This is a genomic window from Mycobacterium sp. PS03-16 (assembly GCF_004570325.1).
Classification (GTDB): Bacteria; Actinomycetota; Actinomycetes; order Mycobacteriales; family Mycobacteriaceae; genus Mycobacterium.
In genome coordinates, this window is record NZ_SPQO01000019.1 from 84,653 (window position 1) to 100,651 (window position 15,999).

Sequence of the window (15,999 nt, forward strand, 5' to 3'; positions counted from 1 at the left end):
TCTCACCGGCGGCGGGAACGACAGGAACGGAGCCTCATGAACGACGTGCACATCGACGTGCGGGACGGGATCGCCACGCTGACCTTGAATGCGCCCCGGCGGCTCAACGCGATCACACCCGAGATGGCTGACGACATCGCCGAACACTGCCGCGCGGTCGAGGCCGATCCCGATGTCGCGGCCCTGGTGGTGTGCGGGGCGGGTGAGTCGTTCTGCTCGGGCGCCGACCTGTCCAGCCTCGGCGAGGTGTCGGTAGATCCGTTGCGCGACGACAACTTCGACGCGATCGAACGGATCTATCGCGCGTTCCTCGCCGTGGAGGAACTCGATCTTCTGACCGTGGCCGCGGTGAAGGGAGCCGCGGTGGGCGCAGGCCTCAACCTGGTGCTCGCCACCGACATCCGCATCGTCGCCCATGACGCGCGGCTGTTGTCGGGCTTCGTGAAGAAGGGCCTGCATCCCGGCGGCGGGCACTTCGACCTGTTGGCGCGGTCGTCGTCACCTCAGGTCGCGTGCGCGCTGGGGTTGGCGGGACAGCGGATCAACGGCGATGACGCGGTGCGCCTCGGCCTCGCCTGGGAAGCCACCGACGCCGACGGCGTGGACGCGCGTGCCAGGGAGGTCGCCGCGGGAGTCGCCGCGAATCCCGCCGTGGCACGGGCGGCCAAACGCTCGATCCGGCTCTCGGTCACCGAGCGCGCCACCCGGCGGGCGGCGGTGCAGATCGAGCGGGTGCAGCAACTGCGTACCGTGCGGCGGGTCGGCTCGGCGGTCACCGGGCGCGCCGAGTGACTCCGCTACTCCCCGTAGTGCGTCTGCCGGAGATAGCCCACCCAGCGGTCGCGCGGGAGGATCGGCCCCTCGAGGCGGCCGGCCTGATTCATCACCTTCTCGAACGCCTCGATGTGCTTGAGCATCACCGACGCGGCGGTGTCGCCATCGCCGGCCATGATGGCAGCGGCGATCTTGGCGTGGGCCCGGCCCGCGGCCTTCACACCCTCTGTGGGGATGTCGTCGACGCGCGTCTGCCACCCGACGACGCGGTTGATCGCCGACATGATGGTGCGCAGGACATCGTTCTCGACGCAGTCGACCAGCAGGTCGTGGAAGGCGGAGTCGCCGGCCGCGTCGTCCTCGGCGAACTCGATGAGCTTCTGCTTCTGCTCATCGGTGGCGTCGTGGGCCGCGGCCGCGGCGACCGCGGGCTCGATGAGCTTGCGGAACTCGAAGATGCTGCGCAACGGCGTGCCGCCGACCGTCAGCAGCGTGGCCAGCGACCGGCTCACCACGTCGATCTCGGGATGGCTGACCATGATCCCGCCGCGCGGGCCACGCCGGATCTCGATGAAGCCGTCGGCCTCCAGGAGCCGCAGCGCCTCACGTACCGTGCCGCGGCTCAAGCCGAACATCTGGATCAGCTCGGGCTCGGACGGCAGCGAGTCGCCCGGCTCCAGGTGCTGTTCGAGGATCTGAGCACGCAGTTCATTGGCCAGGGCTCCAGATGCTTTGGGCAGCCTGATCTGGCGCGGACCCGAACGGTTGACCGCCATTGCCGAAGTACACCCCTCCCAGCTGGCCAGCACTCATAATAATCAGAATCCTTAGGAGCCTAATTGAAATCCGCTGCATCAACTCGTAAGGCCGTCGTCACCGGGGCGGGCACGGGCATCGGGTACGCCACCGCGTCGAGTCTGGTGGACCAGGGTTACGACGTCGTTCTGGTGGGCCGCCGCGAGCAGCCCCTACAGCGCGCCCGCGCACAGTTGAGACGGCCGGCCGCCGCGTCGGTCCACCTCTGCGACGTCACCGAAGAGGCGGCGGTCACGGCGCTGTTCGAGGCCATCGGACCGGTCGACGCGCTGGTGTGCAACGCGGGCACGGCCATGTCGGCCCCGTTCGGCCGCACCGGTCTGGACCAGGTGAACGAGGCCTTCACCGTCAACGCGGTCGGGGCGTTCCTGTGTCTGCGCGCCGCCTTGCCGGGGATGAAGGAGCGCCGGTGGGGCCGCGCCGTGGTGGTGTCATCGATTTCCGGTGTGGTCGGCGCACCGTACATCGCCGCGTACACGGCGTCGAAGCACGCGGCCATCGGCTTCGTCCGTGCCGCGGCTGCCGAGATGGCGGGCACCGGCGTCACGGTGAACGCCGTGTGCCCCACCTACGTACGCACGCCGATGACCGAGCGAACCATCGAGCAGATCTCGGCCAAGACGGGTCGCGATGAGAGTGAAGCGGCCGCGGCGTTGGGCGCCGGGTCTCCGCTCGGGCGGCTGCTGGAACCACAGGAGGTGGCGCACGCGGTGAGCTTCCTGTGCTCCGATCTGGCCGGCGGCATCAGCGGACAAGCCCTGGTCATGGACGGCGGCGGCGTCCAGCACTGAATGCCGAAGTTCAATTAGGATAATAATTAACCGAAACTATTGACCACCGCGTTGAGGCGTCACTAACATCCTGCCCACGGGTGTGAGACCCATCACCGAACATCGTCGTTAGGAGACTCCCGTGCACCCCAGATCCTCGTTCCGGAGAGGAATGAAAGCCGCGGCCATCGCCGCGGTCGCCACCCTCGCACTCAGCGCCTGCGCCCGCGAAGCAGGCACCGACTCGGCCGAGCCGGCCGACAACACCGAGATGTCCGCCGAGCAACTCGAACAGGTGTGGGCGGGCAAGACCGTCCGCTTCATCTGCAGCGAGTCCGCCGGCGGCAGCCTGGACACCACGTCGCGCGCCATCGGCCGGCACCTCGGCAAGCACTTGCCCGGTAACCCCCGTGTGGTCGTGGAGAACATGGAGGGCGGCGAGAGCCGCATCGCGACCAACTACATCTACACCGCCGAGCCCAACGGCCTGGTGATCGGCATGACCGACATCAACATCCCGTTCTACACGCTGCTCGGCGAAGGGGAAGCCGAAGGCGTCCGCTGGGATCCGAACAACATCAACTGGTTGGGCAGCACCTCGAAGGCCCCGCAGGTGCTGGCGATTCACAGCCGCACAGGTATCGACCCCAAGGATCTCGACGCCATCCGGGCCGCCAACATCAAGCTGCCCTACGGCGCCGTCGGTGACGGTCCGCACACCGCCCACGTCCTGATCAATGAAGTGCTCGACCTCAACCTGCAGCCGGTGTTCGGCTACGGCGGCTCCACCGAGCGCATGCTCGGCCTCGACCGCGGCGAGGTCGACGGCACCGTGAGCACCTGGGACAGCCTCAAGCGCCAGAAGGGCGAAGAACTGGCCAACGGCACGCTGCTCCCGGTACTTCAGATCGGTGGACCGATCGACGACCCCACGATGGAGGGTGTCCCGACCATCACCGACCTGATCGCCGGCAACCCGGAAGAAGACAAGAGCCTGGTGGGTGTGGTCGCGGATCGCTACGAGTGGGCGCGCCCGATCATGGCGCCGAACGGCACCAATCCCTCAGTGCTGCAGGCCTTGCGGACCGGTATCGCCGACACCCTGTCCGACCCTGAGTTCCTCGCCGAGGCCCAGAAGTTGGGCATCGACATCGAACCCGCCACCGGCGAAGAGGTCACCGAACGCATCAATGCCTACCTGCAGCTCGACACCGCCGCGGTGGAGCGCTTGCAGACCGCGATCGGCGCCGACGGCAGCTAGTCAGTAAAGAGGAGAAGAAGCGATGTTGCAGGAACTCGTACTGTTCGTCTCAAGCCTCGGAAGCGTTCTGTCCTGGCCGACGTTCGGGTTCCTGCTCATCGGAATGGGTCTCGGCTTCCTGGTCGGGATCCTTCCCGGTCTCGGTGGCAGCACCGCCCTGGCGTTGATGCTGCCGTTCACCTTCGCCATGGAGCCGGTGTCGGCGTTCGCCTTTCTGTTGGGCATGGGCGCCGTCACGGCCACCACCGGTGACCTGACGTCCATACTGTTCGGCATTCCCGGCGAGCCCAGTTCGGCAGCAACCGTTTTCGACGGCTACCCGATGACCAAGCGCGGTGAACCCGGACGGGCCGTCGGCATCGCGCTGGTCAGCTCGTTGATCGGCGCGCTCATCGGCGCGTTCTTCCTGGCGTTCGCCGTACAGATAGCCAGGCCGGTGGTATTGAGTTTCGGTCCACCGGAGTTCTTCATGGTGGCCGTCGTCGCCCTGTCATTCGTGGCGACGCTGTCGGGTCGCGCGGTCGCCAAAGGCCTCATCATGGCCTGCATCGGATTCCTGGTCGCCTCGATCGGGCAGGACCCGGGCACGGGACGGGTCCGGCTGAGTTTCGACATCCCCTACCTGTTCGACGGCATCTCCGTCGTGCCGGTGGTCGTCGGTCTGTTCGCCGTCCCCGCAGTGCTGGCCATGATGTCCATGACCGGAAACCAGCAGGACTGCAGTCGTGCGCCGTCGATCCAGGGTTGGACCGTGGGCGCACGTGACGCGATCAGCCGATGGTGGCTCATCGTGCGATGCAGCGCCATCGGCATCTTCTGCGGCATGCTGCCCGGGGTCGGTGGCAGCTCGTCACAGTTCATCGCCTATGCGCACGCCAAGCAGACCTCCAAGGCGCCGCACGAATTCGGCACCGGTTCGGTCGACGGCCTCGTCGCGGCCGGCTCGGTGAACAACGCCAAAGAGGGCGGCGATCTGGTGCCGACCGTCGGGTTCGGTGTTCCCGGGAGCGGCCAGATGGCGATCCTGTTGAGCGCCTTCCTGATCACCGGCCTGACTCCCGGCCCGGCCATGCTCACCGACCATCTCGACGTGACGTTCTCCATGGTGTGGACGCTGGTGGTGGCCAACATCATCGGCGTGATCCTGTGCCTGGTCTTCCTCAAGCAGATCTGCGGGATCACCCGGCTCCCGGTCCGTCGCCTGGTGCCGTTCCTGCTGGTGTTCATCGCCATCGGCGCCTTCACCGCGACGAATTCGTGGAACGACGTCATGGTGATGTTGGCCTTCGGTGTGATTGCCGTGTTCGCCGGCCGCTGGGGTTGGCCACTGCCGCCGCTGCTACTGGGGCTGGTTCTCGGACCCATGATCGAGAGCAACTACTTCCTGTCCTATGAGCTCGACGACGAGGGCTTCTCCTGGCTCGGCCGCCCGCTGGTGCTGGTGATGATCGGCCTACTGGCGCTCAGCTTCGGTGTGCCGAGGCTCAAGCGCTGGATCGACCGACGGGCGCAGCGATCCGTGTCGGGCGACCTCCCGCACGACGATGGACCGGCGGAGACCGCGACGACGAACGAGCCGGCCGTCGGCCGCTGGCGGGTGGTGTTCAGCGCCGCGGCACTGCTGGTGGCTCTCGTGGTGATCTGGCAGATGCAATTCGCCGGAGACATCCCGTTGCGCACCAAGCAATTCCCGCTGCTGGCCGCGGTGCCGATGGCGCTGCTGTCGGCCTACCAGCTGCTGGTGGACCTGCGTGCCCTCCGGCGCCGGCGCCCCCCGGCGCAGCCGACGACGGGTGCCACGCCACCGGTACCCCAGCCCGGCACCACGGCTGAGGGCAATCAGCAGGTCGCGATCCTCGAGCAGGTCGCGGTGGACACCGACGTGACGTCGTTCGCCCGGGAGGAGGCGTCGTCGATCACCTGGAAGGCCACCGTCGCCTTCGCCCTGTTCTTCGTCTGCCTCTACGTCTGCGGGTTCACCATCGGTATGCCACTGTTCGCCGGGCTCTACCTGCTTCTGATCGCCCGCGTGAAGTGGTGGGGTGCGCTGCTGGCCGCCGCCGCCACCTACGGCTTCCTGTGGTTGGTGTTCATCCAGGTGGCACCGATCCCACTGATGCCGAGTCAAGTATTCGGCTGGTAACAGCCGCAATTGAAGAGTGTCCTACGGCCAGCGTCGGCCGTAGGACCGATAGTTCGCGAGATTATGGAGAGGTCGATACCGGTGAGAGAAACCCAGCAGCTCAGCGAGTACATCGCGGGGCTGAAGTACGAGGATCTGCCACCCGCGGTGGTGGAGCAGGCGAAGATCGCCATCCGCGACGCCATGGGCGTGGCGCTGTACTCCGCCAACCTGCCCTGGACGACGATCGTCTCGGAGTTCGCCGGTGAATCCGGCGCTGCGGGGCCTGCAACGCTGTGGGGGCGTTCCGGATCGCTGTCCGCCCCGGCCGCCGCGATGGTGAACGGCACGGCTGCCCACGGGATCGAGATGGACGATCGCAGCGCGGCTCTCGACCTGCACAATGGTGCGCCCACCATTCCGGCCGCGATCGCCACGGCCCAGTACAGCGGTGCCAGCGGACGTGAATTGATCACCGCGGTGGTCGCCGGGTACGAGGTGGCCTACCGGGTCGCGCGGGCCACCCAGGGGGGTATCACCCGCTTCTACTGGGTGAGCATCCGCAGCATTCTCGGCGCCGCGACCGCCGCCGCGATGGCCAACCGGCTCGACGCCGACGGGCTGGTCAACACGTTGGGCATCGTCGGCAGCTTCGCCTCCGGATTGCTCGCGCACATGCAGGAGTCCAAGGGCACCATGGTCAAACGACTGCAGGGCGGCGGCTGGCCGTCGCAGGCCGGCGTCACCGCGGCCCTGCTTGCCGGCCGCGGCTTCACCGGCCCCTCCACGATTCTGGAGGGAGAGTTCGGCATCTGCTCTGCCTTCTCCACGGAGAAGGCACCCCGGATGGAAGCGCTGGTAGCAGACCTCGGCGGTGGTTTCGAGATCACCGGCTGGGAGACCAAGCCCTATGCCGCGGTGGGCCACCTGCACAGCACCATCGACGCGATCGGCGAACTCCGGGGCCGGCCGGGTTTCGAACCCGGGAAGGTGACCGCGATCGAGGTCGCCTGCTCGACGAAGATCACCCCGAACGTCGACAACAATCCGCCGCAGTCGTTGATGGCGGCACAGCGCAGTCTCAACTTCATCGCGGCGACGGCGTTGTTCCACGACCTGCGCGACGCCGGCACCTGGCGCGAGGACATCCTCGAAGACAAGCGCTTGACCAGTCTGGTGCCCAATGTGACCACGGTCATCGATCCGGAGATCGAAGAGATCTACCGCGCCACCAACGACCATGGCGGAGTGCGGATCACGGTGACGATGGAAGACGGCAGCACCCACACGGCGGCGGTACGGCACGCCGTCGGCACGCTCGCCAATCCGATGAGCAAGGAGCAGCTCGTGGGCAAGTATTCGCTGCTGGCCGAGCGGACCCTACCCGCCGAACAGGTGCACGCGTTGTCTGCGTGGATCGATGACCTGGATCAGCACCAGGACCTCAGCGGCCTGGACGCTCTCGTCACCCCGAAGGATGGCAAATGACCAACGACAGCTACGACCTGGTGATCGCCGGCGGGCGGGTGCTCGACCCGGGCGCCGGCATCGATCAGCGCACCGACGTCGGCGTCAAGGACGGGAAGGTGGCCGCACTCGGCGACCTGTCCGATGCGGCGGCCGGTGAGCGGGTCGACGCCGTGGGCAGAATCGTCACCCCCGGCCTGGTGGACCTGCACGCCCACGTCTACTGGGGTGTCGGCCGCGGCGTCGACGTCGACCAGGACTGCCTGCCACGCGGTGTCACCACCGTCGCAGACGCCGGTAGCAGTGGATCGCTCAACTTCCCCGGCTTCAAGCGCTACATCGTCGAGCCGGCCCGGACCAGGGTGATCAACTTCCTCCACCTGTCCTACATCGGACTGGTCGGCGGCACCCCGATGGGGGAACTGATCAAGGAGGAATGGGCCGACCCGGAAGGCACCCTCGAGACCATCAAGGCCAATCCCGGCATCGTCAAGGGCGTCAAGGTCCGGCTCGAGGAACGCGCAGTCGGCATGCGCGGCAAAGAGATCATGACCATCGCCCGCGAGGTGTGCGCGGCTGCGGATGTGCCGCTGATGGTGCACATCTGCGGTGCCACCGATCCGCTCGCCGAGCTGCTCCCCTACTTCGCACCCGGAGACATCGTGACGCACATGATGACCGGACGCGGCAAGGCGCAGCTCCTCGAGGGCGACAAGCTGATCCCCGAGGCCGTCGACGCCCGGGAGCGTGGCGTGGTGTTCGACGTCGCCCACGGCCGCAGCCACTTCCCGTTCCGGGTGGCCGAGCGGCTGATCGGCGACGGATTCCTCCCGGATGCCATCAGCACCGACGTGACGAGCTTGAGCCTCAAGGGGGCGGTCCGCGACATGCCCTACATCATGAGCAAGCACCTCGCGCTGGGCATGAGCCTGGAGGACGTCGTCGAGGCGTCCACCGCGGGCCCGGCGAAGGCACTCGGCATGGCCGGCGAGATCGGCAGCCTCGCGGTCGGCCGGGAGGCCGACATCGCCGTGCTGGAGCTCGTGGACGCCGATGAACTGATCACCGACACCGAAGGCCAGGAACGGGCTCTCAAGCAGCAGCTCGTGCCGACGGCCACGGTGCGCGCGGGAACGCTCGTCGCCTGACGCAACTTCCGCGAGAGGCCCGCTGTCCGCAACGGACAGCGGGCCTTCCTCAGCCTGCCACAGGTGTCGTCACGTGGCTTCCGACGGCGGCCGGGAACGCTCAGTCGGGACGCACGGCGATGAAGTGCCGCAGCAGCGACTCGCCCTCGACCAACGCCTCGACCTCCCGTTCGACGACGAGGTCCTGCCCGGTCTGACGCGTGACGTGCTGGCGCAGATGCTCGTCCCAGGACCGCACCACGAACATCTCGACGAACGTGTGCGGGGTCTCGCCGCTGCGGAACAGCTGCCACTGCATCGCGCCGGTGCGCTGGCGGGACCGGCCGACGCGCGCCATCGCGGCGAAGAACTCCGCCTGGTTCTCCGGCGTGACGCGGTAGGACTTCAGCACCACCACCGGGCCGTCCGGCGGTGCCGGTTCGAACACCAGCGCCGGTTCGGGCCAGTGCGCCGACGGGGTGACGTCGAGGTTGCCGGTGCCGGGGTGCAGCGGCCACCACGCGACCGACAGCGCGCACACGGCGAGCAGTGCGGCGCTGATCAGCAGTGCGGTCACCCCGCTGGTCGCGCCCGCCACCAGCCCCCACACCAGGGACCCCAGCGCCTGCCCGCCCATGAACACGAGCTGGTACACCGACAGCCCGCGGGCCCGCACCCAGGCGGGCAGGCTGAGCTGCATCGAGGAGTTCAGCGTCGACAGCGCCAACAGCCAGGAGATCCCGCCGAGGACCAGCGCGACCAGCACGATGGGCAGCACGTGCACGGTGGCCAGCACCGCGGTGGCCGCACCGAAGCCGACCGCGGCGACGGTCAGCAGCGCGTTCTGCCCGAACCTGGCCTGCAGCCGCGACAGCACCACCGCACCGGACACCGCCCCGACGCCCAACGCGCCGAGCAGCACGCCGTACCCCGACGCCGACAGGCCCAGCTGATCGGCGGCGATCACGGCCAGCAACCCCCACAGCGCGCTGCCGGGTGCGATGAACAGCACCGCGCGCAGCAGGATCCGCCGCACCACCGGCGACGCGCGCACGAACCGGCCGCCGGCACTGAGCGCGGAGATCGGACGCTCGCTGGGCATCAGGCGTTCGGCGACGGGACGCTGCCAGCGCAGCAGCACCGCGACGATGCCCAGGAACGAGACGGCGTTGAGCGCGAACACCAGCGTCGGGCCGGACAGTGACACCAGCGCGCCCGCCACGGCCGGGCCGATCGCCCGCGCACTGTTGATGCTCATGCTGGTCAGTGCGGCCGCGGCCGGGATCTGTTCGCGCGGCACGAGTTCGGGCTGGATGGCCTGCCACGCCGGCGAGGTGAGCGCCTGCCCGCACCCGATCAGGAACAGCAGGATCAACAGCACCGCGGGGGTGGCCAGGCCGGCGCCGGTCAGCATGGCGAGTGCCGCCACGCCCGCCGCCATCGCCGCCTGGGTGGCGATCAGCAACCGTCGCCGGTCGACGAGGTCGGCGAGCACCCCGGACGGCAGCGCCAGCAGCATCACAGGCAACGTCGTCGCGGTCTGCACCAGTGGCACCAGCACCGCCGCCCGCGGATCGCCCACCAGCATCCACTGGGCGCCGACCGTCTGCATCCAGGTGCCGAGGTTCGACACCGTCTGGGCGATCCACAGCGCGCGGTAGACCGGCGAACCCAGCGGCGCCCACGCCGAGACCGGGGCGCGTCGCTGCGGCGGTGCTGCCATGCCCCGACCTCCCGTCGACCGTCACGGGATACCCGCAACCGCGTACGCTAACGGGCGATCGCCACCAAGCGCGAACGGCACGGGAGTCCTGCCCTAGCATCAGGCCTGTGCCACAAGTCGATACCGCCCGCGGAGCGATTGACACCGGCGCGCTGGGCGTCACACTCATGCACGAGCACGTGTTCATGATGACGACCGAGATCCACGTCAACTATCCCGACGCCTGGGGTGACGACGCGACGCGCGAGGCGGATGCCCTCAACCGGCTCAACGAACTCAAGGCGCGCGGCGTCGACACCATCGTCGACCTGACCGTGATCGGCCTGGGCCGCTACATCCCCCGGATCGCGCAGATCGCCGCGTCCACCGACCTGAACATCGTCGTCGCGACCGGGCTCTACACCTACACCGACGTACCGTTCTACTTCCATTTCCGGGGCCCCGGCACCGCGCTGGGCGGTCCGGAGATCATGACCGAGATGTTCGTTCGCGACATCGAACACGGTGTCGCCGACACCGGCGTGAAGGCGGCGATCTTGAAGTGCGCCACAGACGAACCCGGACTGACCCCCGGCGTGGACCGGGTGTTGCGGGCCGTCGCGCAGGCCCACCGCCAGACCGGGGCGCCCATCTCTACCCACACCCACGCCGGCACCCGCCGGGGGCTCGAGCAGCAGCGTGTGTTCGCGCAAGAAGGCGTCGACCTGTCCCGCGTGGTGATCGGGCACTGCGGAGACACCACTGATCTCGACTACCTCCAGGAACTCATGGCGGCCGGCTCATACATCGGGATGGATCGCTTCGGCGTCGACGCCTACCTGTCTTTCGAGGACCGCGTCTCGACGGTGGCGACACTGTGCTCGCGCGGCCACGCCGATCAGATGGTGCTTTCGCACGACGCGTCCTGCTATTTCGACGCGCTGCCGGAGGCGACTCTGCCGGTGGCCATGCCGAATTGGCATTACCTCCACATTCACAATGATGTCCTGCCTGCGCTGCGGCGGTGCGGTGTCACCGAGGACCAGATCACCACGATGCTGGTCGACAACCCGCGCCGGATCTTCGAGCACGACGGCGGATACTGAGATGGCCGACTGCGTCGCCCCCATCGGCACGCAGGTGTCCCGGCTGGCCGCCGCCGCGCCCGACGCACCGGCGGTGACGTGCGCGGGCCGCACCCTGACCCGGGCCGAGCTCGACGCCGAGTCCAACCGACTGGCCCGCGCGTTCGCCGAACACGGTGTGCGCCAGGGCGACTACGTCACGGTGGTGCTGCCGAACTCGATCCAATGGGTGCTGTCGGTGCTGGCGGCGTGGAAGTTGGGGGCGGTGCCGCAGCCGCTGTCGGCGCGGCTGCCCGACGCGGAACTGGCGGGCCTGCTGGCCCTGCGGCCCCCCGCGCTGCTGATCGGCCGGGCCGACCCGGGCGGCGTGACGCCGCACCTGCCGGACGGATTCACCCCCGATCCGGGGCTGTCGGCCGATCCGCTGCCCGAGGCGGTCTCACCGGTGTGGAAGTCGATGGCCTCGGGCGGCAGCACCGGCCGGCCGAAGCTGATCGAGGCGGGCGGCGACAGCCGGGTGCCCGCGGCCATCGGCCTGCCCCTGGGCGCGCAGGACGACGACGTGAACCTGATCTCGGTGCCGCTCAGCCACAACACCGGGTTTACCATGTTCGCGATCGGCCTGCTCATGGGCCACCACCTGGTGGTGATGCCGCGTTTCGACCCGCACGAGTTCCTCCGCCTGGTGGCCGTGCACCGGGTCACCTTCCTGGCCACCGTGCCCACGATCATGCAGCGCCTGCTGCCGGTCTACCGGGCGGACCCCGGCGCCTGGGACCTGTCGTCGATCCGGCGGTTGTGGCACCTGGCCGCGCCGTGCCCGCCTGCGGTCAAGCGGGCGTGGATCGACATCCTCGGGCCGGATGCGGTGTGGGAACTCTACGGCGGCACCGAGTTACAGGCGCTGACGTTCATCTCCGGTGGGCAGTGGCTGAGCCATCCGGGGTCGGTGGGCATCGTGGTCGCCGGCGAGATGACCGTGCTCGACGACGACGGGAACCCCTGCCCGCCGGGCACGGTCGGCGAGGTCTACCTGCGCCGCGCGCCGGGCAGCGCACCCACCTATCGCTACATCGGCAGCACCGCCAAGAGCCGCGACGGCTGGGAGTCGCTCGGCGACCTCGGCTACTTCGACGACGAGGGATTCCTCTATCTCAACGACCGCCGGGTCGACATGTTCACCGTCGGCGGGCGCAACGTGTATCCGGCCGAGATCGAGTCCGCGCTGTCGGCCCATCCCGGCGTGCTGTCCTGCCTCGTCGTCGGCGTCCCCGACGGGGACCTCGGGCAGGTGCCGCACGCCCTGGTGCAGCCGGCGCCGGGCGCCGGCCTGGACGAGGCCGCGGTCGCGGCGTTCGTCGCCGAACGCCTGGCCGGCTACAAGGTGCCCCGCACCGTCGAGTTCACCGACCAGCCGCTGCGCGACGACGCCGGCAAGGCGCGGCGGTCGGCCGTCCGCGACGACGTCATCGCCCGTCGCGCACACGCCCGGTGATCAGCGCGAGATCGGCTCGGGCACGTCGTCGACCGCACTGTCCAGGGGCGGCGCCCGGTGTGCCGGCGTGGCGCGCCGGAACTCCCAGCGCCGCAGCGCCTCCCGGCACGGACTCTCCACCAGCGCGTAGCTGACCGCGGCGATTGCGAAGCCGAACACCAGGGTCAGCACCAGCACCACCGGCATGGCGCCGTTGAAGGCGAACTGACCGATCAGCGGGAACACCATCGCCAGCGCCGCGAGATGCCAGACGAACAGCCCGTAGGACCAGCGGCCCAGCGTCACCATGACCCGGCTGCCGAGCAGCCGGTGCGGGGTGTCGGGGCGGTCGAGCACCAGCGGCGCGAGCAGGGCGGCCGCGACCACCGCCCCCATCGCGGTCTTGAGCGTGACCTGTCCGATGGTGCCCGGGTGCAGGCCTTCGCGGCCGGCCAGCGGGGACGCCGCCAGCGCGAACGCCCCCACGGCGATGGCGCCCATCAGCACCCGCCTGCGGGCCAGCCGGTGCGCCCACCCGAACGGCGTGACGGTGAGTTCGGCCAGCACCATCCCGGCCGCGAACCACGAGAAGAAGGCGGGCGGCCAGTTCCACAGGTTGTGACCCGACGCGGGGTCGAACGGGATGTACACCCACAGCAGGCTCAGCGCGGCGGCCGCCAGCAGCACCGGGATGCGGGCGGCGACGGGCACCCGGCGCACCAGCAGCGCCAGCAGTGGCAGCGCCAGGTAGAAGCTGACCTCGACCGACAGGCTCCACATCTGGGTCAGCCCGGCGGTCAGCGTCAGCGGGACGTAGATCTGGGTCAGGCTCAGGTTGGCCAGCCACACGGTCAGATCGGCCTGGGCCTCGGGCAGCAGCGTGAGGATCACGATCACCGCGACCAGATAGCCCGGCAGGATGCGCACGATCCGCGAGCGCAGGTAGTGCGCGGTGGGTGGCCGCTGCCGCAGTCCGCGCGCCGCCGCGGCGTGACCGCGCCACAGCAGGAAACCCGACAGTGCGAAGAACACCGCGACCGCGAGGTCGAAGCGGCCGAAGAACCGTCCGTCCACCCCCTGGGTGTGCCCGGTCTGGAACGCCACGTGGGTGACGACGACTCCGATGGCCGCGCACGCGCGCATCCCCTCCACCGCGGGCAGGAACGACCGCGTCCCGCCGATCGGCTCGGTGCTCGTCACGGCGACCAGTGTGCCAGCGCACCGGAGTACGTCCCGGAGTAAGTACCGGCCTTAATCTCTGCTGTTAGGGTCAACTGGGTTTTGCCAGCCCTAGCCGAAGGAGGCACGGTTTGAACCGCGCAGTGGCGCTGCGGATTGCGGCGTGCGGACTCATGGGGCTGGGGGCTGCCCTGCTCATCGCCGCGCTGTTGCTCTCCACCTACACCAAGGGCAAGGTCGCCAAGGTCCCGCTCGACATCGACACGACCCTGGTCAGCGACGGCACCGGCACCGCCTTCGACCCGGCCTCACTCCTGGGTGAGCGCTTCGTCGTCGACCGCGACGTCCCGGTGACGTTCCAGCAGGACATGACCGTCGAGGCGCCGTCCAACGCCGACGTCGTCACCCTGCAGGTCGGCAGCACGCTGCGGCGCACCGACAAACAGCAGGACGAGGGGCTGCTGCTGGCCATGGTCGACACCGTGACCATGGACCGCACCACCGCGATGGCGGTGTCGAGCGAGAGCAATCCCGGCGGCGCGCTGCAGAAGCCGCGGGCCATCGAGGACGATCAGCCGCCGACCAACATCGCGCTGCCCCACGACGGTCTCACCTACCGCTTCCCGTTCGACACGGAGAAGAAGACCTACCCGATGTTCGACCCCATCGCGCAGAAGGCGTACGACGCCAACTACGACGGTGAGGAGGACGTCAACGGGCTGACCACCTACCGGTTCACCCAGAACGTCGGCTACGACGCCGAGGGCAAGCTGGTCGAGCCGGTCGCCTACGCGTCCCTCTACGAGGACGACGCCGACGCGCAGGTCACCGCCCGCGCCGCGCTGTGGGGTGTGGAGGGCGACCCGGAGGAACCGATCACGATGAGCCGGTTCTACGCCGCCGAGCGCACGTTCTGGGTCGATCCGGTGTCGGGCACGATCGTCAAATCCGACGAGCACGCCTACCACTACTACGCCCGGGACGCGCTGCGGCCGGAGGTCACGTTCGTCGACTACACGGTCACCACCAATGAGCAGTCCGTCGAGTCGCAGGTCGCCAGCGCCCGCGCCGAGGATGACCGCATCGGGTTGTGGGGCCGCATCCTGCCGATCACGTTCACCGCGGTCGGCCTGCTCGCCCTCGTCGGTGGCGCGGTGCTGGGCTCGTTCAGCCTGCGGACCGAGTCCGCCCTGATCGATCCGGGTCTCGACGACGCCGACCACGGGTTCTTCGACACCCAGGGCATCCAGGTCCCCGGCGCCGAGGCCAAGACCGAGAAGCTCCCGGCGCAGCGACCGACGGACCTCCCGCCCGACAGACCGGTCTGATCCGCCACCTCCCCCCGGCGTACGCGCTGGCGCTGTCGCTGGTCGTGACAGCGCCGCTGCTGGCGCCCGGCTACCTGCTGCTGCGCGACGCGGTGTCGACGCCGCGGTCGTATCTGACCGATGCCGCACTCGGCCTGTCCGAGGCGGCGCCGCGCGCGTTGCCCCAGGACTTCGCGTTGGCCCTGGCCTCCCAGGTGGTCGACGGCGGTGTGGTGGTCAAGGCGCTGCTGGTGGCCGGGCTCTGGCTGGCCGGCTGGGGCGCGGCCCGGTTGGCGGCGACGGTACTGCCCGAGGTCGGGGTGCCGGGGCAGTGCGTGGCGGTGACGCTGGCGATCTGGAATCCCTACGTCGCCGAACGCCTGCTCCAGGGGCACTGGAGCCTGCTGGTCGGGTACGGGTGCCTGCCGTGGGTGGCGACGGCGGTGCTGCGGTGGCGCGACGGCTCCGGCGGCTGGTGGCCGCTGCTGTTCTGGGTGGCCCTGGCCGGGTTGACGCCGACCGGGCTGCTGCTGGCCGCCGCGGTCGGGGTGGTCGCCGCGCTCGCCCCGGCCCACGCGCGACGGCGCCTGCCCGTCCTGGCCGCGCTGCTCGGCGCCTCGGTGGCCACCGCGCTGCCCTGGCTGGTCGCCGCCGCGGTGTCCGGGTCGCTGGCGGCCTCTCACGCCTCGGGGGTGCCGTCGTTCGCGGCGCGCGCGGAACCGGGCCTGGGCACGCTCGGCAGCCTGGCTGGGCTGGCCGGGATCTGGAACGCCGACGCCGTGCCGGGGTCGAGGACCACCGGCTTCGCCGTCGTCGCGACGCTGGTGCTGCTGGCGGTGGTGGCCGCCGGCCTGCCGGCGGCGCTGCGCGCACCCCGCGCGGTCCCGCTGCTGGCGCTGGCCGCGGTGGCGGTCA

At 69.5% G+C, this 15,999-nt stretch carries 12 protein-coding genes and 1 pseudogene; 10 read left to right on the top strand and 3 right to left on the bottom strand.

The window, feature by feature from the left end:
• Window positions 1-36: 36 nt before the first annotated feature.
• A complete protein-coding gene (locus E4P42_RS17020; RefSeq protein WP_135127251.1) occupies window positions 37-792 on the top strand; it encodes an enoyl-CoA hydratase-related protein in 756 nt (251 codons plus the stop codon).
• Window positions 793-797: 5 nt separating this feature from the next.
• On the opposite strand, the gene E4P42_RS17025 is transcribed toward E4P42_RS17020, so the two are convergent.
• Window positions 798-1,550: a FadR/GntR family transcriptional regulator gene (locus tag E4P42_RS17025; RefSeq protein ID WP_135127252.1), complete on the bottom strand. Its 753-nt coding sequence runs from the start codon at window positions 1,548-1,550 to the stop codon at window positions 798-800.
• Window positions 1,551-1,613: 63 nt separating this feature from the next.
• Between E4P42_RS17025 and E4P42_RS17030 the strand changes: the two genes are divergently transcribed.
• From E4P42_RS17030 to E4P42_RS17050, 5 genes are all read left to right on the top strand, one after another.
• The gene (locus E4P42_RS17030; protein ID WP_135127253.1) at window positions 1,614-2,381 is read left to right on the top strand and encodes an SDR family NAD(P)-dependent oxidoreductase; all 768 of its coding nucleotides are present in this window, start codon (window positions 1,614-1,616) and stop codon (window positions 2,379-2,381) included.
• Window positions 2,382-2,532: 151 nt separating this feature from the next.
• Window positions 2,533-3,621, top strand: a complete 1,089-nt coding sequence (locus E4P42_RS17035; protein WP_135127254.1) for a tripartite tricarboxylate transporter substrate binding protein — start codon at window positions 2,533-2,535, stop codon at window positions 3,619-3,621.
• Window positions 3,622-3,643: 22 nt separating this feature from the next.
• On the top strand, window positions 3,644-5,764 hold the full coding sequence (locus E4P42_RS17040) for a tripartite tricarboxylate transporter permease (protein ID WP_135127255.1): 2,121 nt from the start codon (window positions 3,644-3,646) through the stop codon (window positions 5,762-5,764).
• Window positions 5,765-5,845: 81 nt separating this feature from the next.
• Window positions 5,846-7,231, top strand: a complete 1,386-nt coding sequence (locus E4P42_RS17045; protein ID WP_167759518.1) for an MmgE/PrpD family protein — start codon at window positions 5,846-5,848, stop codon at window positions 7,229-7,231.
• Window positions 7,228-8,358, top strand: a complete 1,131-nt coding sequence (locus E4P42_RS17050) for an amidohydrolase/deacetylase family metallohydrolase (protein WP_135127257.1) — start codon at window positions 7,228-7,230, stop codon at window positions 8,356-8,358. Before E4P42_RS17045 ends, E4P42_RS17050 begins: the two co-directional genes overlap by 4 nt.
• A gap of 100 nt (window positions 8,359-8,458) precedes the next feature.
• On the opposite strand, the gene E4P42_RS17055 is transcribed toward E4P42_RS17050, so the two are convergent.
• Window positions 8,459-10,060 (bottom strand): MFS transporter, encoded by a 1,602-nt coding sequence (locus E4P42_RS17055; protein ID WP_135127258.1) that lies wholly within the window; start codon window positions 10,058-10,060, stop codon window positions 8,459-8,461.
• A gap of 107 nt (window positions 10,061-10,167) precedes the next feature.
• Here E4P42_RS17055 and E4P42_RS17060 point away from each other — a divergent pair, with 107 nt between their 5' ends.
• Together E4P42_RS17060 and E4P42_RS17065 are read left to right on the top strand one after the other, a co-directional pair.
• The gene (locus E4P42_RS17060; protein ID WP_135127259.1) at window positions 10,168-11,145 is read left to right on the top strand and encodes a phosphotriesterase; all 978 of its coding nucleotides are present in this window, start codon (window positions 10,168-10,170) and stop codon (window positions 11,143-11,145) included.
• A gap of 1 nt (window position 11,146) precedes the next feature.
• Complete coding sequence (locus E4P42_RS17065) at window positions 11,147-12,619, top strand: AMP-binding protein (protein ID WP_135127260.1); 1,473 nt, start codon at window positions 11,147-11,149, stop codon at window positions 12,617-12,619.
• Here E4P42_RS17065 and E4P42_RS17070 read toward each other — a convergent pair whose 3' ends face one another.
• On the bottom strand, window positions 12,620-13,741 hold the full coding sequence (locus tag E4P42_RS17070; RefSeq protein ID WP_135127267.1) for an acyltransferase: 1,122 nt from the start codon (window positions 13,739-13,741) through the stop codon (window positions 12,620-12,622).
• A gap of 167 nt (window positions 13,742-13,908) precedes the next feature.
• On the opposite strand from E4P42_RS17070, the gene E4P42_RS17075 reads away from it, so the two are divergent.
• Both E4P42_RS17075 and E4P42_RS17080 read left to right on the top strand, forming a co-directional pair.
• Window positions 13,909-15,105 carry a DUF3068 domain-containing protein gene (locus tag E4P42_RS17075; protein WP_135127261.1) on the top strand — a complete coding sequence of 399 codons (1,197 nt, stop codon included), beginning with the start codon at window positions 13,909-13,911 and terminating at the stop codon, window positions 15,103-15,105.
• A pseudogene (locus tag E4P42_RS17080) lies at window positions 15,105-15,999 on the top strand (hypothetical protein); the annotation flags it as partial. The gene E4P42_RS17075 and the pseudogene E4P42_RS17080, both read left to right, overlap by 1 nt.

Coding starts and splice junctions, on each gene's coding strand:
- E4P42_RS17020 (WP_135127251.1), top strand. CDS start 37: ATGAACGACGTGCACATCGACGTGCGGGACGGGATCGCCACGCTGACC.
- E4P42_RS17025 (WP_135127252.1), bottom strand. CDS start 1,550: ATGGCGGTCAACCGTTCGGGTCCGCGCCAGATCAGGCTGCCCAAAGCA.
- E4P42_RS17035 (WP_135127254.1), top strand. CDS start 2,533: ATGAAAGCCGCGGCCATCGCCGCGGTCGCCACCCTCGCACTCAGCGCC.
- E4P42_RS17040 (WP_135127255.1), top strand. CDS start 3,644: ATGTTGCAGGAACTCGTACTGTTCGTCTCAAGCCTCGGAAGCGTTCTG.
- E4P42_RS17050 (WP_135127257.1), top strand. CDS start 7,228: ATGACCAACGACAGCTACGACCTGGTGATCGCCGGCGGGCGGGTGCTC.
- E4P42_RS17055 (WP_135127258.1), bottom strand. CDS start 10,060: ATGGCAGCACCGCCGCAGCGACGCGCCCCGGTCTCGGCGTGGGCGCCG.
- E4P42_RS17065 (WP_135127260.1), top strand. CDS start 11,147: ATGGCCGACTGCGTCGCCCCCATCGGCACGCAGGTGTCCCGGCTGGCC.
- E4P42_RS17070 (WP_135127267.1), bottom strand. CDS start 13,741: ATGCGCGCGTGCGCGGCCATCGGAGTCGTCGTCACCCACGTGGCGTTC.